This is a genomic window from Paracoccus acridae (genome assembly GCF_014642735.1).
Lineage (GTDB): Bacteria > Pseudomonadota > Alphaproteobacteria > Rhodobacterales > Rhodobacteraceae > Paracoccus > Paracoccus acridae.
This window is the reverse complement of the sequence record NZ_BMIV01000020.1, coordinates 1-18,131: the sequence shown is the minus strand read 5'-3', so window position 1 is coordinate 18,131 and position 18,131 is coordinate 1. Positions and strand designations below refer to the sequence as shown.

Genomic DNA, 18,131 nt, shown 5'->3' with positions numbered 1-18,131 from the left:
TTTCCCTACTCACCCAGATACACGCGGCGGATCACGTCGGAATTCATCATTTCTTCCCCTGTGCCGTTCAGGACCACCCGGCCACTCTCCAGCAGGTAGCCGTAGTTCGAGATCCCGAAGGACAGCTTGACGTTCTGTTCGTTGAAGATCACCGCGATACCCTCAGCGTTTACCTTTCGGATAATGTCGGCGATCTGGTTCACGATGCGCGGCGTCAGCCCCAGATAGGGTTCGTCCATCAGCAGCAGTTTGGGACGCGACATCAGGGCGCGGGCGATGGCAACCATCTGCTGTTCGCCGCCCGACATCTTGCCGGCGATCTGGTCGCGACGCTCGGCGATGATGGGAAACAGGCTTTCCACCCATTCAAGACGCTCTTTCGCGTGCTTTTGGATGCTCTTGTGATAGGCACCCAGCATGACGTTTTCGTAGACGGTCATGCCAGTGAAAAGGCGACGGCGTTCCAGCACCATGGACATGCCCAGTTCGATCATCTGATGCGCCGGACGGTTGGTAATGTCTTCGCCGTTGAAGATCACCCGACCGGAGCGAACAGGAGTGAGCCCCATAATCGCCTTGAGGATGGTGGACTTGCCCGAGCCGTTCGGCCCCAGAACCGCCACGACCTGCCCGGCATGGGCCTGCATCGAGACATCCCACAATACCTGGTAGTTGCCATAGAGAACGCTAACGTCCTCGACGACGAGCATGAGAGGATCAGTGGACATCGGCTTTCGCCTCTCCGAGGTAGAGTTCGACCACCGAAGGATCGGTCGCCACCTGATTGGGAGTACCCGATACCATGCGGGCGCCACGGTTCATGAAAATCGCCTCGTCTGCCAGGTCATTGATAACCTTCATATTGTGCTCGATCAGAACGATGGTCAGCCCGTCCTTGCGCAGGGACTTCACCAAGTCGATCAGCCCGGGAATCGACTTCATATCGACCCCGCCGGTCACCTCGTCCATCAGCAGCAACCTGGGGCGCGTCGCCATGGCGCGCGCCAGTTCCAGCCGCTTGCGTTGGCCGGTTGAAAGGCCCTTGGCTGGGACATTCAGTTTGTCGCTCAACCCGACCTGGTCGGCAAAAGCCTCGGAGGCGCGGCGCAGCTCGGCCATGGAATGATAGAAAGGCCGCGCTCCCACCATGATGTTTTCGGTCACCGAAAGCTGCTCGAACGGCTGGGTGATCTGGAAGGTGCGCGCTACCCCCGCCCGGCATCGCCCATCCGGCCGCATGCCGGTAATGTCCTGACCCTGGAACAGGATCCGCCCCAAAGTCGGCTTGTGGACTCCTGCGATGACATGGAAGGTGGTCGTCTTGCCCGCGCCATTCGGCCCCATCAGGGCCAGGATCTGGCCCTGCTTCACGTCAAGGGACAGGTTGTCGATGGCCACGATGCCGCCAAAGCGCATCGTGATCGCATCCACCTGCAGGAGCGGCGCGCTTGCCACGTTCGTCATGTATCCGACTCCAGTTTGTCGTTGGGGAGGAGGACCGGCCCGCGCCGCCGCGGCATCCGCCGGACCCGCGGGCCCGGCAGGATCTTGCGGTCAGGCGATTACTTGAACTCGGCCGTGGCTGAGGTTGCGGGCCAGACCGCCTTGCTGACCCCGTCCTGCACCTGCGCCACAGCAACCGGCAGGAACTCCGGCCCGATCCTGGGAGTGTGGTTGGTGGTGTCATAGACGAACCGACCAGTGTAGCAGTCAAAATCCGTTGTAGCGAAGGCTTCCGAGAGCTTTTCCGGCTCAACTGTGCCCGCCCGCTTAATGTTATCCACCAGCATAGCAAACTGGCAGTAGCCCTGCGCGTGGTCGCCGTTCGCAGTGATGCCCTTGGCCTCGAGCATGTCGTAAAGCGCCTTGTGCTTTTCGTTATTCACCGGATCGTAAAGCATTGGCGTCCACAGCATGTTTTCCGAATCCGTACCGATGCCCTCGTGGAATTCGGGACGCAGCGGATAGTAGATCGCCACATGCAGCGTATCGAGACCGGTTTCCTTGATCTGCTTGGTCAGTGCGATTCCCGAGTTGACCGAAGTGAAGATCGAAACCAGCACGTCCGGCGCATCCCCGCGGAGCTTGGACAGTTGCGGATAGAAGTCGGAGTGACCCAGCGGTACGGCTTCATGCCCGACCTCGGTCCATCCAGCCTCGGTGAACAGCGGCAGCGCGTATTCGGTGTTCGACTTGCCGTAATCGGTGTCCTCGAACACGAAGGCGATCTTCTTGTCTTCGGGCGAGAACTTGCCCGCTTCCGTCAGCCCCTGCACAGCCTCAAACACAGCCTGTGCGTAGGCGTCAGAGTTCCAGCTCGATTTCCAGAAGTTTGCAAATTGCTCAGGATTGCTTTCGACCTTCCGGGCGATCTCGGATGACACTGGCTGTCCGCTCATCACGAACTTGCCATAAGACGCTGCCACATCCATCAGAGCGATGGTGACAGATGAGGCAAAGGTGTCGCCGATCATCAGGTCCACGTTGTCGCGCGTCAGTAGTTTCTGCGCGGCCGAAACACCCATTTCAGGACGCGATGCGCTGTCTTCGAAGATCAGGTTCAGCGTGTGCTTTTCACCATCCAACTCTATGCCGCCGGCGGTGTTTACCTCGTCGGCGACAAACTGATAAGCCTCGCGCATGGCGAGGCCTGAGGTTGCGGCCGGGCCAGTCAGCGGCCCGACGACGCCGATCTTGATCTCTTCTGCCAGCGCGGGCGCGGTTAGTAGGGTCGCGCCCATCAGGGCGGCAAGAATGGTTCTGGTCTGCTTCATGATCTTCCCTGTGGTTATGGCCATCCGATCTGGCGTCGGACAGCTTGGTGAAGGTCGGTTTCAGATAGGCTCGGTGCCGCACCAGTCGGCGATGAACAGCGCCATGGTTTTGGTGACGTTGCGCAGGGATTCCAGGCTGACATATTCGTCGAACCCGTGGATGTTCCGCGAGACTGGTCCATAGCACAGGGTCGGTACGCGGTTGTAAAGCGCATAGACCCGCGCATCGAGGTAGGCCGGGGTAGTCAGCGTCTCAAGCGGCGCGCGAAAGGCGTTCTCATGCGCCCGCGCCAGCGCGGCCTCAGCCTCGGACCCCGGCTCCAGATAGTAGCCTTCGGCGTTGAAGCCGTTCTGGGTGAGCTTCGGCGGGTTCTGCGCTAGGAACCGGTCGCCCCGCGCGAAATTCGCCATGTGGTCCATGATCTCGCGCAGCTTTTGCTGCGCATTCTGGCCCGGATAGATCGAGACCCGAACCTGGAACTTGCACCAGGCCGGAACCGAAGATCCCCAGTCCCCTCCCTCGATGATGCCGATGTTCATGTTGATCGGCTTGGGCTCGGTCTCGTATCCGCGGTGCTGGTGCTTTTCGGCGTTCCACTTTTCTTCGATTTCGCGCAAGGCGCCGATCACGCGATAGGCGGCATCAATGGCGTTAGCGCCCTCCCCCATCTCGCGCACGTGGACAGGAATACCGCGCACTTCGACCTCGAACCACAGCACACCGCCACAGGTGCGGACCAGCTTGTTGTCTTCCGGTTCGGGGATGAGCACCGCGTCGGCAGTATACCCGCGCAAGAACGTCTGCATCGCCCCGTTGCCGGTGGATTCCTCCTCGACCACGGATTGCAGGTAAACGGTGGCAGCCGGTTGCAGACCGATCCGCTTGAGAGCTTCGAGCGCGAAGACATTGGCAGCAGCGCCAGCCTTCATGTCGCCCGAACCGCGGCCATATAGGCGGTCGCCTACGATGGTACCCCCATAAGGCGCCTGTTCCCACATGTCCTCAGGGCCCACGGGCACCACATCCAGATGGTGCTGCAGAATCAGCGACCGACCCTCTTCCTCCTTTGGGTGATGGATTCCCACGACGATCGGCGCACGCGAATGGTCTTTTGAGAAAGGGGCTCCACCCTCATGCGCGGTCAACTGCGCCTCGTCCATGTTGAAACGGTCCATCTTGAAACCGCGTGCAGCCAGATCCCGATACATGAAATCCTGGATCGCGAATTCCTCACCCCGCTGCGAAGCATAGGACACAAGCTTCTGGGTATAAGCGACCTGATCGTTGAACCCTTCATCAACGGCACGCATGATCGCGTCACTCAGTTCTGTATTCAAAATTGCCCCCCCTCCAGTCTCTTCGATTTTTTTGTAATCACAGCAAGGCCTGTTGACCTTTGCAAGTCAATAGGCAACTAGCCTGTATCAATAGGTGATACATCTCGTGAGCATATCTGACCTTAAGCCTAATGCCTCCCCCCGCTCCCCGCAGGAGATGCGGGCGGTAGAACGTATTGCCGCGATCCTGCGCAGCTTTTCGATGTCGCAGCCAATGCTGTCGCTGACCGAGGTGGCCCGCGCCGCCGACTTGGACAAGAATACGGCGCGGCGGCTGCTCATGGCACTGGCTGCCGAGGGGCTGGTGCGACGCGACGAGTCGGAGCGGTGCTGGGGGCTTGGTATTGGTGTGCTGAAACTTCAGCCTGCTGTGCTGGGGATGCGGGCTCTGCGGGAAACCGCTGCCCCCTTCCTGCAATGGCTGACTGAACGCAGCGGGATGACGAGCTTCTTCTGGATTAAGGACCCCGAAGGCGCAATCTGCATCGACCGGGTGCGCGCACCGGGCGAGTTCCAAGACGTATTCTGGTCCACCCCCGGCACGGTTCTGCCGATGAACGTGGCCTCGGGTCCGAGGGTAGTGCTGGCGCATCTGGACGACGAGGCGCGTGCCGCCTGGTTGTCGCGCCCGCAGCCGCGCTTCTCCAGCGCGACCCAGACCAATCCGGACGAGCTGCGGCGCGCTGCCGCCCGCATCCGTGCGCAGGGGCACGAACTGACGCTGAACGACTATTACGTCGGCATGGCCGGGCTGGGCGTTCCGGTGATGGATCGCAGCGGCGCTTTTGTCGGTGCGATCTCCATCACAGCGAGCACCACCAAGCTCGCCACCGCTGACAGCCAGCAGGCACTGCTGGCAGTGCTGCGGGAAGCGTCGGTGGCTATCGGCGTGCGTCTGGGACCGGACCCTGGTTTGCCGCAGCCATAGAGGGGCTGAGACGGGCATCCTCAGCGTCCCGCCGGGCTGTCCGGCCAGAATCGCGTGCCAGCCCGCGCCAGCCCACCGCCCAGACCAATGGCGATACCGTCCGCCCGCCAGCAGGCAGCACCTTCCATCGCCTTGTCGTCAAAGGCGATAGCGCACATGCCGCCGCCGACATGTGGCAGGCGCAGGATCTGCCAACCCTTGCGGCGCAGGCTGTCCCCTACTTCGGTCGGGAAGCCCTCTTCCAACTCCAACTCGGCCCCTTGGGTCCAGAGCCGCGGTGCCTCGACTGCTTCCTGCAGGGTCATGCGATATTCCAGGAGGTTCAGCAGTGCCTGCATGACCGAGCCAAATATGCGCAGCCCGCCGGGCACGCCGAGCGCCAGGCGGGGCCGACCCTCCTTGGTTACGATGATTGGCGCCATTGACGTGGTGACGCGCTTGCACGGCGCGATGGAGTTGGCGCGACCAGGAACCGGGTCAAAGAGCGCCATGTAATTGTTCGGAATGATGCCTGTCCCCGGAATAACCATCCGTGCTCCGAACAATGCGTTGATGGTCTGGGTAGTGCTGACAATGTTGCCCTCGCGGTCGGCGGTAGTCACATGGGTGGTATGTGCCTCGGCGGGCGTCGCACCAGGGGCGACGCCGGGGTGCCAGGCCTGCGTCCGCTCCAGGGCGATGCGTCCGCGGCGATCGGCGGCGTAATCTTCTGAAATCAGCCGCGCCACGGGGACATCGATAAAGGCCGGATCGGCTGTGGCGGCGGCGCGGTCTGCAAAGGCAATGCGTAGCGCCTCGGCAGTCAGATGCGCAGCTTCGGCCGAACCGAAGCCCATTTCCGCCAGATCAAAGCCTGACAGAATCTTCAGCATCTGGATGACATGCACCCCGCCAGCAGATGGCGGCGGCGGCCCGAAGATGTGGTGGCCTCGGAACTCGCCTCGGACGGGTTCGCGCTCGATGCTGGTGACCTGCGCCAGATCCTCGCGCGTCATCACAGATCCCGCGGCCTGCAGCCGCTCGATGATACGGGCTCCCAGTTCGCCGGTATAGAGTGCCTCGGGCCCCTCGGCGGCGATCTGGGTAAGCGTCTGGGCGTAATCTGCCATCACCAGCCGCTGCCCTGCCCTCAGAGGCGCGCCATCGTTGGTGAGCAGCCGCCGCGCTTCAGGGTCGCTGGAAAGGTCCGGGCATGCCTCGCCCGCGCATGCGGCCAGATAAGGAGTGACGACGAAGCCGCGCCGGGCATGGCGGATCGCGGGTTCGATCACGTCGGGCAGCGCCATAGTCCCGAACCGCGCAAGCGCGTCGCACCAGCCGCGCAGCGTGCCAGGCGTGGCAACGGCAGTTGCGCCGTGGGTGTTGGCGCGGCCTTCGACCTCGTAACCCAACCCGGTGGGGCGGAACATGTCAGGGCGCGCCGCTAGGGGCGCTTGGCTCTGCCCATCGAGGATCACATGGCGCCCATCTGCCATGCGGATTTGCGCCATGCCACCGCCAAAGATCCCCACCATCATGGGCTCGACCACACTCAGCGTGAACAGGGTGGCAATCGCAGCATCAACGGCATTTCCACCGGCGGCCAGCATCTCGGCGCCGGCAGCGCTGGCCAATGGGTGGTTCGACACTACCATGCCATCACGTGATCGGGTTGGATGCTTTTCCGTCTCAAACCGGGCCGCCGCCCGATCGCGCCACTGCGAATGCGTCATTGCAAACCCTCCAAAACCCGGTCCAGCGTTTCGATGAATTGATCAACCTCAGCCGAGCCGATGATCAGCGGCGGGCGGATTTTTAGGACGTTTTGGTCCTTGCCGCACGAGCTGATCAGGACGCCCTCGCGCCGCAGCCCGTTGACGATGGCCGCCGCCGCCATCCGGTCGGGGCCGCCATCACGGCGGATTTCGACCCCGATCATCAGCCCCGCCCCACGCGGCGCCGACAACAACGCGTGGCGTTGAGACAGAGCCGCAAGGCCTGACACCAGCCGCGCACCCATACGGTCGGCGTTCTCCTGCAAGCCCTCGTCCTCGATCACCTGCAGGACCGCCTGTGCTGCGGCGCAGGATACAGAGTTGCCGCCAAAAGTGTTGAAGTATCGGGCGTTTCGGCCGAAGTCCTCAACCAGATCAGCACCGATCGCCAGTCCTGCAACAGGATAGCCGTTGCCCATTGGCTTGCCCATGGTCACGATGTCCGGCACGACTCCGTGACGCTGGAACCCCCAGAACGCTTCGCCCGTACGGGCAAAGCCGGGCTGCACTTCGTCGGCGACGAACACCCCCCCGGCCTGGCGGATCGCCGCTGCCGCGGGGGCAAGAAATCCGGTCGGCCCAGGCCACACCCCGTCCGAAGTAAACATTGTGTCTACGATCAGCATCGCAGGCCGGATGCCGCGGCGGCGCAGCCGTGCGATAGCCGCTTCGATCGCGATGCCAAAGCCTCCCTCGCCTTCGGTCAGGGCGCACGGTGCCGGGATGATCTCGACATGCGCTCCTAGGTCGACCGCCACGCCCAGCGAAGGCGAGAACTGCGCTACTGCATCGGTAATGCCGTGATAGGCGGTTTCGGTCACGATCACCCCGCTGCCGCCGGTCGCCGAATTCGCGATGCGGAACGCAAGGTCGTTGGCCTCGCTGCCGGTGCAGGTCAGCATCATCCGGTCTAGCCCCTGGGGCATCGTGGCCAGCAGCCGCTCGGCCAAATTAAGGATACCCTCTTGCAGATAACGAGTGTTGGTAGCGAGGGTCGCAGCCTGCTCCGCAATGGCCGCTACCACCGTCGGGTGGCAATGGCCCAAAGAAGTCACGTTATTATAGGCGTCCAGATAGCGCCGACCCGCGGCGTCGATCAGCCACGCCCCTTCGCCCCGCACAAAATGCAGCGGCTCGTCATACATCAGCCGGTAGGCGGGGCCCAGCAACCGGTCGCGCCGGGCGATCAGCTGTTCCGTCTCGGGCGGCAGCATTACCTTGCCGGGTATGAAGGCGTTAGCCATAGCCTCATGGCTGCGAGTCATGCGGCCTCCTTTGCCAGACTGGAAATCCATTCGGCGTTCTGCATCGCACTGAGGCTGCGCATCTCTGCTAGTGCGGCGCGCGCCGGCGCGTTGTTTCGTAGGATATAAGGCGCGTTCTCTGGATAGCGGCTGGCTCGGTAGCCGGTAATGATCAGCGTCAACGTCAGCCGCGCCTCGATCAGCAGCGGCAGCAACGCAACCTCGGCCCCTGTCAGTGGCAGTTCGCGCATCCAGGCGGCAATGAATTCGCCCGCCTCGACACGGTTGCCGTTAGGGCCAAACTGATAGGAAGCTGCCACCGCCAAGTCGTTGACCAGCGGCGCGGTGACAATATCGCCAAAATCGATGATCCCGACGATGCGATCGGGTTCCCGTGCGTCCACCAGCACATTATGGAAGTTCAGGTCGTTGTAGATCACTTGCCGCCGGAGCCCCGGCAGCACAGGTAGGGCGACACGGCTGAAATCATCCAGCACCGTAGCGACGAGCCGCCGCATTTCCTCGCCCGCTACATGAGGCAGCAGGTTCCGCATCCGGTGCAGCTTGCTGCTGTCCCATTGCAGGTACTGGTCCTGCCCCGGATGCGCAAATCCCGCGAAGGCTGTGCACAGCCGCGCGTGGACGCGAGCAAGTGCCCGGCGCTGCGCGGTCGAATGCGGCGCATCGATCAGCGGCACACCCTCAAGCCAGCTCAGCAGCCGCAGCGAAGTTTCCCTGCCGTCGGGCAGTTGCAACTCGCATACCTTTGAGCCCGCAAGGCTGCGCCGCAGTCGGGGGACCGGAAGGCCGGGCTCCTCGGCCTCGAGATGGCACATTGCGGCCGCCTGAAAGTCGGTCAACAACCGGTTTTCGTCAGGGTTGGCCAGCTTCATCACCCAGCGTCGCCCTTCCCCATCCGCCAGTAGCAGATTCTGGTCCCGCTCGGACGCCAGCGGCTTCACCGTTTCGACCCGCAGCCCATAATGGCGCAGTGCCAAGTCACAAGCCTCATCGGGGTCGATCCGCGGCGGGGACGCGCTCAGGATCTCGCTGTCGGTGGTCATGGGACATCCTTGCGTGAGGCGCGGCTGCGTACGAGCATGGGAGCGCGCCTTGTCAGTACGCTGGTTCTTGGGCATTTTTGGCAGAATTTGCCGGTGCCTTCCCACCGCGCAGCAATTGCCAGGACCGAAGCGCAATGACCGAACGTCTCGAATACAGAGCACTGAACGATCAGGCCTATGCTGCAATCAAGCAGGAACTGATGTCCGGCCGGTTTGCGCCGCGGCAGATCCTGGTGTTGCGCGCACTGGCTGAAGCCTATGGCATCTCGACGACCCCGATACGCGAAGCCTTGCAGCGCCTGGTCGGCGAAGGGCTGCTCGAGATGTTGCCGAACCGCTCGATCGCGGTTCCAGACTGGAACCCGGTCAAGTTCATAGAACTCTTCCGCATCCGCTGCGAACTTGAGGGGCTGGCGGCGGAGATGGCGGCCGGCTTTACAACTCCGGCGCTGTTGGCCCAACTTGCGGAATTTGTCGGCGCGATCGACACGGCATTGGCTGAAAACCGGCACGGTGATTATGTGGCGCTGAACCAACGCTTCCACTTCGCCATCTACCACACCGCCCGCTCTCCTCGGCTGCTGCGGATCATCGAGAACCTGTGGGGCGAGGTCGGCGTCTACATGAACGAGCTGTTTGCGAATGCGGATTTTGGCGGCACCGCCAACGACGCCCATCGTGCGATCCTGTCCCGGTTGCGCGAAGGCGATGCCGCCGGTGTACGCGCCGCGATGGTGCACGACATTTCTTTGGCAGCCGATGCCATGTTGCCGCGCATCTGCGAACTGGCAGGGGGCGGAAGCAACTTGGCTCTGATGCAAACCACTCGCACACAGGCCTAGACGAGGTCGCTCAGTGACATCGTAATGATAGCGATCCTGCATCCTGCTCCCTTTTCAGATCCCTTCTCTAATCCTTGTGATATCATATCACAGTGGACGAAACTCAAAGTCAACTAGTGCTGTCGGCGTTCGCTCGTCCGATCCAGCAAGGAGGAAAGAGGAATGAGAACGCAGGCCGAACCAGTCGTTCATATCGACGATGACCGCTTTCGGGTGACTGAGTGGCGCTTTGCTCCTGGTGCTGAAACCGGCTGGCACCGGCACGGGCATGATTATGTCGTGGTACCACTGACGGACGGAACCTTGCGGCTGGACAATGCCGGCGGCACGCACGCCGAGGCGCGACTGACCTGCGGCGTCCCCTATTCCCGAAGCATGGGGGTTGAGCACAATGTTATAAACGCCGAAGACGCTCCGCTGTCCTTCTTGGAAATTGAGGTGGTTGACCCGCCTACCCGAGCGCGGCTGGCCACTCTCGCCCGGCTGGCCGAGTGCTTCAACCACCGAGACCTTGACGGGGTGATCGGCTGCATGGCCGAAGATTGCAGCTACGAACCCCCGCAGGCGAACTACACGAAGGGGCCGCTGCGGTGCGCGCTGCCTGCGTTGCGCTATTCGCCGCCTGGCCCGAGACCGCTTGGATCGGACTGCAACACGCGGTGGCAGGGGGAACCGGCATGACCTCGTGGCACTTTAAGGGGCGGGACGCGGCAAGCAATGTGCTCGAAGTGGTGGGCTGCGACCTGTTCACCTTTGATGGCGACCGCATTGTTCGGCAGGATAGCTATCGCAAGACAGACTGAACCCGCCGTCACGCCCTAGCAAATGTGTCTATACGCAGGTCGGTCCTGTTGTCAGAATCGCAGTTAAGCAACTCCACATAGTCGTTGCGAGGTAAAAACTGCATATTTGGTAGCAAGCTGTCATAGAGGGCCGGAGCCCGCACTTGGATCACCCGCGGCCAAAGCGATCACAAAGGAAAGGAGTGATGTCGGTCTGCAGGGACTTTCCCGTTGCAAGGTCGGCAACAATCTCGCCGGTCATGCCGGCAAGCGTCAGGCCCACATGCTGATGCCCGAACGCATAGATCACCCGCTTCGATCGGCGCGAGAAGCCCAGGACCGGCAAGCCGTCAGGCAAGGTGGGGCGGAAGCCCAGCCAGGTGGTGGTGGGACCACTTAGCGCGGGCACTGCGGCGCGAGCCGAGGATTCGATATGGTTCAAGAGGCCGGTGCTGCGTTTTTGCGTGAAGCCCGCCAGTTCCACCGTGCCCGCTGCACGCAACTCTCCCATCATCGGGGTCATGTAGATGCCCCGTTCAGCCAGACCGCAGGGGCGGGACAGCAGGCCTTCGCCCGCCTGGAAGGCCACATGATAGCCTCGTTCCGTATCCAAGGGGATACTGTCGCCGCAGCTTGCGGCCAAGGCGCGCGACTTTGCCCCCGCGGCAAGGACGATCTGATCGAAGGCAAGCGGTGCGCCCGTCCTGACGTGCAGGATCGCGCCCTCATCGCCCGTTTCTATCCGGCACGCCTCCTCTCGGATCAGGAGCACGTCCTGTCGGGCAAGATATTCGGCTAGCTGCAGCAGCAGCCGGTGCGGCGACCGAAAGCGCCAGCTGCCCCGGAAAAGCACCCCTTGGGTGAAACGACGGGCCAGTGCCGGCTCCAAGGCAGAAATATCAGCCTGCGTCAGAAGGTCGAATGCGACGCCAAGCTGCTTGCGATAGCCCAGGTCGGGCCGTGAGGCGTGGAAAGCGGCTTCTGTTTCGTAAAGATAAAGGCATTCCTGCCCGTCGATGAGGTCACGTCCCACCGCGTCCAGTATGGGATCCCACCCGGACTGCGCCTTGAGGAGCAGCGTGGCAAGCGCAGCCGAGGATGCTCGCGAGCGGCCGGCCGTCGAATGGCGCAGAAACGAGGCCAGCCAGGGCAGCATCCGCGGCACATAGGCCGGCCTGATGCGGAATGGACTGTCACTCGACAGCAGGTAATGCGGGATGTTGGGAAACACCGAAGGATTGTTCACCGGAACGCAGGCATAGGGGGCGAATGTCCCGGCATTGCCGTAGGAAGCCCCCGATACCGCGCCCGTGCCATCGACAAGGGTGACCCGGCAACCCGCCCTGCGAAGATGGAAGGCACAGGCAAGCCCCACGGCCCCTGCCCCGATCACTCCGACATGCTTCATGGCAAGGACCGCACCACGTCACGCATCGCCCATCATCGCCGTTTCCTTCGGTTCATGAACAAGGGCGGCGGCAGATCGACCGCCACCCTCGCCATCAGTTCGCCAGCCAGGTATTGAACCGTTCGCTGAGTTCGGTGTCGTAGTTCGCCCAGAATTCGACATCCGAAGTCAAGGCGTCATCCAGGTATTCCGGATAGGTCGGAAGATAGGTCGCCATCTCGGTCTTGTCGTCCTTGTAGAGGCCGACCCCTGCCGAACCCGATTTCCGCACCGGCCCATAGCTGATGTAGCGCGTCAGCTCGGCCTGTCGCTCGCTCTGGGTGGCCCACTTGATGTAGGTCCAGGCCGCATCCTTGTTGGGTGCCCCCTTCGGGATCACGTAAAGATTGAAGTCGAGGATCTGGTTGTCCCACAGGATCTCGAAGGGCTTGTTCTCGTTGATGGCCGCATCGAACAGCCGCCCGTTATAGGCGGTGGTCATGACGACCTCGCCATCGGCCAGAAGCTGCACGGGTTGCGCCCCTGCCTCCCACCACACGGTGTCGTTCTTGATGGTATCGAGCTTCGCAAAGGCTCGGTCGACCCCTTCGGGTGTGGCAAGAACCGTGTAGACGTCTGCGGGTTCGACGCCATCGGCCATCAAGGCCAGTTCAAGCGAGAACTTGGCGCCCTTGCGCAGGCCGCGCTTGCCCGGAAACTTCTCCAGATCGAAGAAGTCGCTGGCCGACGTGACACCTTCCAGCTGGTCACCGCGGTATCCGATCACCGTGGAATAAACGAGGATCCCCACACCGCAGTCATAAAGGCCGCCCTCGATGAAATCATCGGCGGCCTTCGTGCCGTCACTGCCGTCGGGAAGTTCGTCGATGGGAAGCTGCTCCAGCAGCCCCTCGTCGCAGAGCCGGACCAGATCCGAAGGCTCGACATCGGCGATATCAACCGTCACGTTGCCGACCTCCACCTGCGCCTTGATGGGAACGGCAGGGTTGTCGGCATCGATTGAATTGATCTTGATGCCCGTCTCGGCCATGTAGGGCTTGTGATAGGCCTCCATCTGGGCGGCCGCCACGGCGCCTCCCCACGACATTACGTTGATCTCCTCGGCCTGAGCACTGATGCCCGACGCCGCCAGTCCGACTGTGACTGCAAGGACAGTCTTCATGTTCTCCCTCCTGTTGGTGATTGTTCTTGTTTTCTTGGCGTCCTTTGCGAACGCGATCAGGCAGTCAGCATGTGAACCGCCTGCCTGTCCAAGAGGAGGATATTTCTATTTTTCTGTTTGTCGATGTAAAAGCTGGACATCCTGACGCCGCCTTCGTGCGCAAGTTTATTGCGATGAGGCCATGCGCGACCAGCGTTAAGCGGCCCGCAAGGCACGGCGAGGCTGATACGGGAAGCCGCGCCGATCAGGATGTCTGGTCAACTGCCCTGGCCCCGTCGTTCTGGACGGTCCTCCGTAGCCCAAGGGCAATCAGGAAGCCCGCGGCACTTCAGTGGCGAGGCCTCTCACTCATCCGGGCGTAATCCTCTGTGGTCATGATCCGGCAGTTGAAGAGCCTGCCCTCGTCATCCAGATCGCAGATCCACCAATATCTTCGGGGAACAAGCGACACCTGGACCAGATGGCGACCCCGCTCGGAATATCGGATCCCGGTCCGAAAGCCACTCGCCTCCTCCGCGCTCTTGACAGCCCGGACCAGGCGTTCGTCCCTCAGTCGGACAGCCTCGCCGTGAGTGATCATGTGTTCCGCTCCGTCAGGTTCCGCCGACACGGGGGATTCAACTTCTGCGGGTCATTCCTGTTCAATGGCTATGTTTTCTCTCCCGCAATGGGCAGATGGCGAAGATCATGAATTGGAATCGTGAGATCTCAGGGGGCAGCGCCTGCTGCTCCTTGGAAAGCGTGTGACCGACCTGGTCGCGGACCAGCCAACCCAGACCCCGGGTCATCTTCCTGAGGTGATTTGCATTGATGGAACTGCCATGATCAGGTGAGCGCTTAGCCATGAAAGGGCGCATCATGACGGAAATGGCAGAAGACCGGCAATCGGATGAGGTTGTCGCCGCCCGCATCAGGTTCGCGTGCAACTCGATGGGCATGTCCGATGTCGAAGGCCAGGACATGGCGCGACGTGCAGTGGCGTTGCGGGCGAAGGCGCATCCCAGGAGGGGTTCCGATGACTAGGAACACGGACCGGCACGTCCGCGAAGGGTATGGCACCCTGTTCGAGGCGGTCTTGCAGGCTTGCGCGGAGGCCGGGCTGACGGAGGAGGCCGCCACAAATATTGCCGTGAGAACCGTGGAGATCGTGCAGGCGGGGAACATGACGCCCTGGCAAGAAGATCACTCTCACTGACGCCCGAGCGATACGATACGAACGTGCGGCACATGCAGGAGAAGCCTGGCAAGGGCCTAATGGTCATAGGCTGCAGCTGCCAGACAGAACACGCCTCGGCCTGGAAGTGCGGTGCTCCCGGCACCCTGTCCTACGAAAGCGCCTTTTCGAGCGCGACCATCAAGCGTGCCTCGGTGACCGGCTTGCGGACATTCTCGACCCCTGCCAGGGCTTCATGGTCGGCAAAGGTGGCGTTGTCATAGGCGGACGAGAGGACGAAGGGGACCCCCAGGCCCCGCAGCCGCCGGGCGACCGGCTCCACCGGCTGGCCGCGCAGGTTGCCGTCAAGCACCGCGGCATCGGGGCGGGTGTCGTCCAGCAGGCGCAAGGCGCCTTCCACGGAGCCGACCGGACCCAGGACGGCATAGCCATTGTCCTCGAGCATCATCTGCACATCCAGGGCGATCATCATCTCGTCCTCGACGACCAGCACGGAAACGCGGTCGCCTGGGCGGCATGAAGCGGGCTTGTCAGACATCGGCCAACCGGGAAGCACTACTGGGGAAAGGTCAGATCAGCCACCAAACCGTCTGGACGATAGCTCAGTTCCGCCCGGCCCCTGAGGTCGACCTCGGTGGCAAACCGGATCAGCCGGGTCCCGAAGCCCGTGGCCTCGGGCGGCGAGGCTTCCGGCCCGCCGCTTTCCCGCCAGCGAAGATGCACCTGGCGGTGGCCCTCCCTGTCCTCGGCAAGGCTCCAGGCGATGTCCAGCTGCCCGCCGGGAACCGACAAGGCGCCGTGCTTGATCGCATTGGTGGCCAGTTCGTGCAGGATCATCCCCAGGGACATGGCCTGCCTGGGCAGCAGGGCGATGGCCCCCTGCCCGTCCAGGGTGATGGCGCGCGTGTCCCCAAGCCAGGGCTTCATCACCGCATGGACCAACTGGGCCAGGTCGGCATCGGAATGCTGGGCCGAGACGGCCAGCGACCGGGCGAGGGCATCGAAGCGGCCCAGAAAGTCGTCGCGGTATTCCTCGGCATTGCGCCCCTCGACCTCGGTCCGCCGCGCGATCGCCCGGGTCACCGCCAGAAGGTTCTTGATCCGGTGGCCCAGTTCCCCGATCAGGATGTCCTTGTCTGCCTCGGCCTGCTGGCGCTCGGTGGCGTCCACGATGGTCAGAAGCAGGATGCGTTGGCCGCTGTCGGGATGGTTCAGGCGTTGGGCACTGACCAGCATGGTGCGCGGGCCGATCTGGGGAAACCTGGCCCGCACCTCGTAGTCGATGACCGAGGTGCTTCTGGGGATCACCTGCTCCAGCAGAAGGCGCAACTCGGGGATGTTCCATTGGCCCTCGCCAAGATCGGCCAGGGCCGTCCCGATCGTCTCGTCCCGGCTGGTCGAGAAGGTGTCGTAGAAGGCCGGGTTGGCGGTCAGGACCCTGAACGCGTCATCCAGCACCACCAGCGGGTCGCGCAGCGTGTTGACGATGCTGACGGCCTGGACATGCGAGCCGCGCAGCACGCGGTAAAGTTCGTCAAGATCCACGGCTGCTCCAGCGTCTCGCTTCATGAAAAAGCATAGCGGCTCAACGCCTTGGCGGATAGAGACATGTCGGTGATGACGTGTGCGGCAACATGCTCTTGTCTTCTGCCATCATATTGGGCTTCAACTGCGGATGCGCGCTTTCACCGGGATATCACCATGTCGCTTCTGGACGAGAACCTGCAGCAGCATTTCGCGGCAATCGTCGAAGGCTCCAACGATGCGATCGTGGCCAAGGACCTGAACAGCATCATCCTGAGCTGGAACCCCGCCGCAGAGCGCATGTTCGGCTACCGCTCCGATGAGGTGCTCGGGCGGTCCATCACCCTCATCATCCCCGAAGACCGGCAGCATGAGGAAGTCGACTTCATCAGCCGGTTGCGCCGGGGCGAGCGCATCCAGCATTTCGAGACAATCCGGCGCAAGAAGAACGGCCAGTTGTTTCCGATCTCGGTCAGCATTTCGCCAATCCGCGACAGGCATGGTCAGGTCATCGGCGCCTCCAAGATCGCCCGGGACATCACCGCCCAGCATCGTGCGGCCGAGCAGCAGCGCCTGCTCCTGTCGGAGATGAAGCATCGGGTCGGAAACAGCTTCGCAATCGCCAGCGGCCTCCTGAACCTTTGCAGCCGGCAGACATCCACAGTCGAGGACCTGGTCACCCAGATGCGCGGACGCTTCCTGACCCTGGCTGCTGCCCATTCCTTGACGGCGCCTGGAACTGGCGAGGAGAATGCCGCAATCTCCGAAAAGCGGTCCTTGCGCGGACTTCTCGAGGCGATCCTCGAGCCTTTCGCCGGCTCACTGCCGGTCGACCTAGCCATCGAGGATGTCCTGGTCAGCGAGGCCGCCGTCACACCGCTGGCCCTGGTCTTCTACGAGCTTTCCACGAACTCGGTCAAATACGGGGCCCTGTCCCGCGACACCGGTCGGCTGGCCATCAACACGGAGCGGCAAGGCAACCGGCTGATCATCCACTGGGACGAGACCTTCGCCCCGGAGCATGCAGGGCCAGCCATGCCCGGGCAGGGCTTTGGCACCATCATGTGCGAACTGGCCCTGCAGGATCAGCTGGAGGGATCGTTTTCGCGGCAGTTCACGACCAGCGGCATGCATGCCGTCCTGGACGTCAGCTCCGCGCGACTGTCCGCGGATCTTCCCGAGCACGGCGTCTGACCGCACCAAGCGCCTGTGGTGAGGGGATGGAAAGAGGAGACGACGGCGAGCGGAATGGCCAGCTGAGATGTCTTCGCTGGTCAAGTTATCTGATAATAAAGCCGCACTGGATCAACTCCCTCCCCTCAGACGCGATCACTCCTCATGGCCGAGGCTGAAACGCAAAGCCCGGCGCAGGAACGCCGGGCATCAGAGGAGTGAGAGAGGGAGAAAATTGTGGCCGCATCCGCCGGCCACTGGGCTTCGGAGTGATGAACGTGTGGCCGTGGTCGCGGTTCCGCTGCAAAACCCAGCGGCTCTGTCGGCACGCAGGATTGCCGCTGTTGGGCCGGCCTTCACATGCATGAAGTCGACCACCAGGGAGCCGGGCCTTCTGTTCGCCGTGACCTGCGCCAGGAGCATTCATGCAAATACGACCTGCGGCTCGAACGATAGATAACGCCTCTCCCTCTCTCGAAATACGGAAGCACTCTCCGGGAATGGCACACAGATGACAAGTTTTGGTTGTAAAAATCTGTTGTCTTGCGCCTACAGGGTTGTTAGCCACCACATCGACCAAGGCAAGAACCGAAGGCCCGCCCTGCCAGGCGGGTCTTTCTTGTTCAAAGAATGGCCCGTGCAACGCGGATCATCTGAAGCAGCTCGTAGTTCCTGTCGTTCAGCCGCACGACCTGTCCGTTCACAACGGCATAGTTCTCATCGTCGCCCCGCTGCGGCAGACGGTAGACGCTGGCCAGTTCATCCTGGGTCAGGGCTGCTGTCGGGGCAATCGGCGCTCCGGCCGGAAGATCGGGCACCTGTGCCATCTGGTTCACCAAGAGCAGCGCGTCGTGACCCCTCCTGCACACAGATGCCTTCGTGGTGCGGTCACATCCTCAACGCCGGTCGCAAACTTCCTGACGCGGACAGAGCTACCGGCGGCGTCTGCTTCACCGCAGCCATT

At 62.4% G+C, this 18,131-nt stretch carries 19 protein-coding genes; 7 read left to right on the top strand and 12 right to left on the bottom strand.

Translation table 11 applies throughout. The features are described 5' to 3' along the window. Positions 1-5: 5 nt before the first annotated feature. The 4 genes from IEX25_RS17220 to IEX25_RS17205 form a co-directional block, all read right to left on the bottom strand. Complete coding sequence (locus IEX25_RS17220) at positions 6-728, bottom strand: ABC transporter ATP-binding protein (RefSeq protein ID WP_188716726.1); 723 nt, start codon at positions 726-728, stop codon at positions 6-8. Beyond that, positions 718-1,464 carry an ABC transporter ATP-binding protein gene (locus IEX25_RS17215; RefSeq protein ID WP_188716724.1) on the bottom strand — a complete coding sequence of 249 codons (747 nt, stop codon included), beginning with the start codon at positions 1,462-1,464 and terminating at the stop codon, positions 718-720. The genes IEX25_RS17220 and IEX25_RS17215 overlap by 11 nt, the downstream gene beginning before the upstream one ends. A gap of 98 nt (positions 1,465-1,562) precedes the next feature. Next, on the bottom strand, positions 1,563-2,774 hold the full coding sequence (locus IEX25_RS17210; RefSeq protein ID WP_188716722.1) for an ABC transporter substrate-binding protein: 1,212 nt from the start codon (positions 2,772-2,774) through the stop codon (positions 1,563-1,565). A 60-nt stretch (positions 2,775-2,834) separates the two neighbouring features. After that, positions 2,835-4,112: an ArgE/DapE family deacylase gene (locus IEX25_RS17205; RefSeq protein ID WP_308421451.1), complete on the bottom strand. Its 1,278-nt coding sequence runs from the start codon at positions 4,110-4,112 to the stop codon at positions 2,835-2,837. Between the two features lie 157 nt (positions 4,113-4,269). Between IEX25_RS17205 and IEX25_RS17200 the strand changes: the two genes are divergently transcribed. Further along, positions 4,270-5,040, top strand: coding sequence for an IclR family transcriptional regulator (locus tag IEX25_RS17200; protein WP_188716718.1), 771 nt, complete (start codon positions 4,270-4,272; stop codon positions 5,038-5,040). 20 nt (positions 5,041-5,060) lie between these two features. Here IEX25_RS17200 and ggt read toward each other — a convergent pair whose 3' ends face one another. The 3 genes from ggt to IEX25_RS17185 are packed head-to-tail and all read right to left on the bottom strand — an operon-like array spanning position 5,061 to position 9,102. Beyond that, positions 5,061-6,752 carry a gamma-glutamyltransferase gene (gene ggt / locus IEX25_RS17195; RefSeq protein WP_188716716.1) on the bottom strand — a complete coding sequence of 564 codons (1,692 nt, stop codon included), beginning with the start codon at positions 6,750-6,752 and terminating at the stop codon, positions 5,061-5,063. Then, positions 6,749-8,059 carry an aspartate aminotransferase family protein gene (locus tag IEX25_RS17190; RefSeq protein ID WP_188716714.1) on the bottom strand — a complete coding sequence of 437 codons (1,311 nt, stop codon included), beginning with the start codon at positions 8,057-8,059 and terminating at the stop codon, positions 6,749-6,751. The genes ggt and IEX25_RS17190 overlap by 4 nt, the downstream gene beginning before the upstream one ends. Next, positions 8,056-9,102 carry a phosphotransferase gene (locus IEX25_RS17185; RefSeq protein WP_188716712.1) on the bottom strand — a complete coding sequence of 349 codons (1,047 nt, stop codon included), beginning with the start codon at positions 9,100-9,102 and terminating at the stop codon, positions 8,056-8,058. Before IEX25_RS17185 ends, IEX25_RS17190 begins: the two co-directional genes overlap by 4 nt. A 134-nt stretch (positions 9,103-9,236) precedes the next feature. Here IEX25_RS17185 and IEX25_RS17180 point away from each other — a divergent pair, with 134 nt between their 5' ends. The 3 genes from IEX25_RS17180 (at position 9,237) to IEX25_RS20170 (ending at position 10,747) form a co-directional block, all read left to right on the top strand. Next, a complete protein-coding gene (locus tag IEX25_RS17180; protein ID WP_188716710.1) occupies positions 9,237-9,944 on the top strand; it encodes a GntR family transcriptional regulator in 708 nt (235 codons plus the stop codon). A gap of 162 nt (positions 9,945-10,106) precedes the next feature. Then, positions 10,107-10,625 carry a cupin domain-containing protein gene (locus IEX25_RS20395; protein WP_308421453.1) on the top strand — a complete coding sequence of 173 codons (519 nt, stop codon included), beginning with the start codon at positions 10,107-10,109 and terminating at the stop codon, positions 10,623-10,625. Next, positions 10,535-10,747 (top strand): nuclear transport factor 2-like protein, encoded by a 213-nt coding sequence (locus tag IEX25_RS20170; RefSeq protein WP_229665382.1) that lies wholly within the window; start codon positions 10,535-10,537, stop codon positions 10,745-10,747. Before IEX25_RS20395 ends, IEX25_RS20170 begins: the two co-directional genes overlap by 91 nt. 148 nt (positions 10,748-10,895) lie before the next feature. Here the strand turns inward: IEX25_RS20170 and IEX25_RS17170 are convergent, their stop codons facing one another. Both IEX25_RS17170 and IEX25_RS17165 read right to left on the bottom strand, forming a co-directional pair. Beyond that, the gene (locus IEX25_RS17170; protein ID WP_188716708.1) at positions 10,896-12,134 is read right to left on the bottom strand and encodes an NAD(P)/FAD-dependent oxidoreductase; all 1,239 of its coding nucleotides are present in this window, start codon (positions 12,132-12,134) and stop codon (positions 10,896-10,898) included. Between the two features lie 94 nt (positions 12,135-12,228). Beyond that, positions 12,229-13,296, bottom strand: a complete 1,068-nt coding sequence (locus tag IEX25_RS17165; protein ID WP_188716706.1) for an ABC transporter substrate-binding protein — start codon at positions 13,294-13,296, stop codon at positions 12,229-12,231. 843 nt (positions 13,297-14,139) lie between these two features. Between IEX25_RS17165 and IEX25_RS17160 the strand changes: the two genes are divergently transcribed. After that, on the top strand, positions 14,140-14,319 hold the full coding sequence (locus IEX25_RS17160; RefSeq protein WP_188716704.1) for a hypothetical protein: 180 nt from the start codon (positions 14,140-14,142) through the stop codon (positions 14,317-14,319). Next, entirely contained in the window at positions 14,312-14,491 is a 180-nt protein-coding gene (locus IEX25_RS17155; RefSeq protein ID WP_188716702.1) for a hypothetical protein, read from the top strand. Before IEX25_RS17160 ends, IEX25_RS17155 begins: the two co-directional genes overlap by 8 nt. 130 nt (positions 14,492-14,621) lie before the next feature. Here IEX25_RS17155 and IEX25_RS17150 read toward each other — a convergent pair whose 3' ends face one another. Both IEX25_RS17150 and IEX25_RS17145 read right to left on the bottom strand, forming a co-directional pair. Then, complete coding sequence (locus IEX25_RS17150; RefSeq protein WP_188716701.1) at positions 14,622-15,008, bottom strand: response regulator; 387 nt, start codon at positions 15,006-15,008, stop codon at positions 14,622-14,624. Positions 15,009-15,025: 17 nt separating this feature from the next. Next, positions 15,026-16,015, bottom strand: coding sequence for an HWE histidine kinase domain-containing protein (locus IEX25_RS17145; RefSeq protein WP_188716699.1), 990 nt, complete (start codon positions 16,013-16,015; stop codon positions 15,026-15,028). Positions 16,016-16,171: 156 nt separating this feature from the next. Between IEX25_RS17145 and IEX25_RS17140 the strand changes: the two genes are divergently transcribed. Beyond that, on the top strand, positions 16,172-17,188 hold the full coding sequence (locus IEX25_RS17140) for a sensor histidine kinase (protein ID WP_188716697.1): 1,017 nt from the start codon (positions 16,172-16,174) through the stop codon (positions 17,186-17,188). A 602-nt stretch (positions 17,189-17,790) separates the two neighbouring features. Here IEX25_RS17140 and IEX25_RS17135 read toward each other — a convergent pair. Next, a complete protein-coding gene (locus tag IEX25_RS17135; RefSeq protein WP_188716695.1) occupies positions 17,791-17,994 on the bottom strand; it encodes a hypothetical protein in 204 nt (67 codons plus the stop codon). Positions 17,995-18,131: the final 137 nt, after the last annotated feature.

What these genes read in the sequence shown, in the direction of transcription:
- IEX25_RS17220 (WP_188716726.1), bottom strand. Translation starts at nt 728, where the DNA reads ATGTCCACTGATCCTCTCATGCTCGTCGTCGAGGACGTTAGCGTTCTC.
- IEX25_RS17215 (WP_188716724.1), bottom strand. Translation starts at nt 1,464, where the DNA reads ATGACGAACGTGGCAAGCGCGCCGCTCCTGCAGGTGGATGCGATCACG.
- IEX25_RS17210 (WP_188716722.1), bottom strand. Translation starts at nt 2,774, where the DNA reads ATGAAGCAGACCAGAACCATTCTTGCCGCCCTGATGGGCGCGACCCTA.
- IEX25_RS17200 (WP_188716718.1), top strand. Translation starts at nt 4,270, where the DNA reads ATGCGGGCGGTAGAACGTATTGCCGCGATCCTGCGCAGCTTTTCGATG.
- ggt (WP_188716716.1), bottom strand. Translation starts at nt 6,752, where the DNA reads ATGACGCATTCGCAGTGGCGCGATCGGGCGGCGGCCCGGTTTGAGACG.
- IEX25_RS17190 (WP_188716714.1), bottom strand. Translation starts at nt 8,059, where the DNA reads ATGACTCGCAGCCATGAGGCTATGGCTAACGCCTTCATACCCGGCAAG.
- IEX25_RS17185 (WP_188716712.1), bottom strand. Translation starts at nt 9,102, where the DNA reads ATGACCACCGACAGCGAGATCCTGAGCGCGTCCCCGCCGCGGATCGAC.
- IEX25_RS17180 (WP_188716710.1), top strand. Translation starts at nt 9,237, where the DNA reads ATGACCGAACGTCTCGAATACAGAGCACTGAACGATCAGGCCTATGCT.
- IEX25_RS20395 (WP_308421453.1), top strand. Translation starts at nt 10,107, where the DNA reads ATGAGAACGCAGGCCGAACCAGTCGTTCATATCGACGATGACCGCTTT.
- IEX25_RS17170 (WP_188716708.1), bottom strand. Translation starts at nt 12,134, where the DNA reads ATGAAGCATGTCGGAGTGATCGGGGCAGGGGCCGTGGGGCTTGCCTGT.
- IEX25_RS17165 (WP_188716706.1), bottom strand. Translation starts at nt 13,296, where the DNA reads ATGAAGACTGTCCTTGCAGTCACAGTCGGACTGGCGGCGTCGGGCATC.
- IEX25_RS17160 (WP_188716704.1), top strand. Translation starts at nt 14,140, where the DNA reads ATGAAAGGGCGCATCATGACGGAAATGGCAGAAGACCGGCAATCGGAT.
- IEX25_RS17155 (WP_188716702.1), top strand. Translation starts at nt 14,312, where the DNA reads ATGACTAGGAACACGGACCGGCACGTCCGCGAAGGGTATGGCACCCTG.
- IEX25_RS17150 (WP_188716701.1), bottom strand. Translation starts at nt 15,008, where the DNA reads ATGTCTGACAAGCCCGCTTCATGCCGCCCAGGCGACCGCGTTTCCGTG.
- IEX25_RS17140 (WP_188716697.1), top strand. Translation starts at nt 16,172, where the DNA reads ATGTCGCTTCTGGACGAGAACCTGCAGCAGCATTTCGCGGCAATCGTC.
- IEX25_RS17135 (WP_188716695.1), bottom strand. Translation starts at nt 17,994, where the DNA reads ATGGCACAGGTGCCCGATCTTCCGGCCGGAGCGCCGATTGCCCCGACA.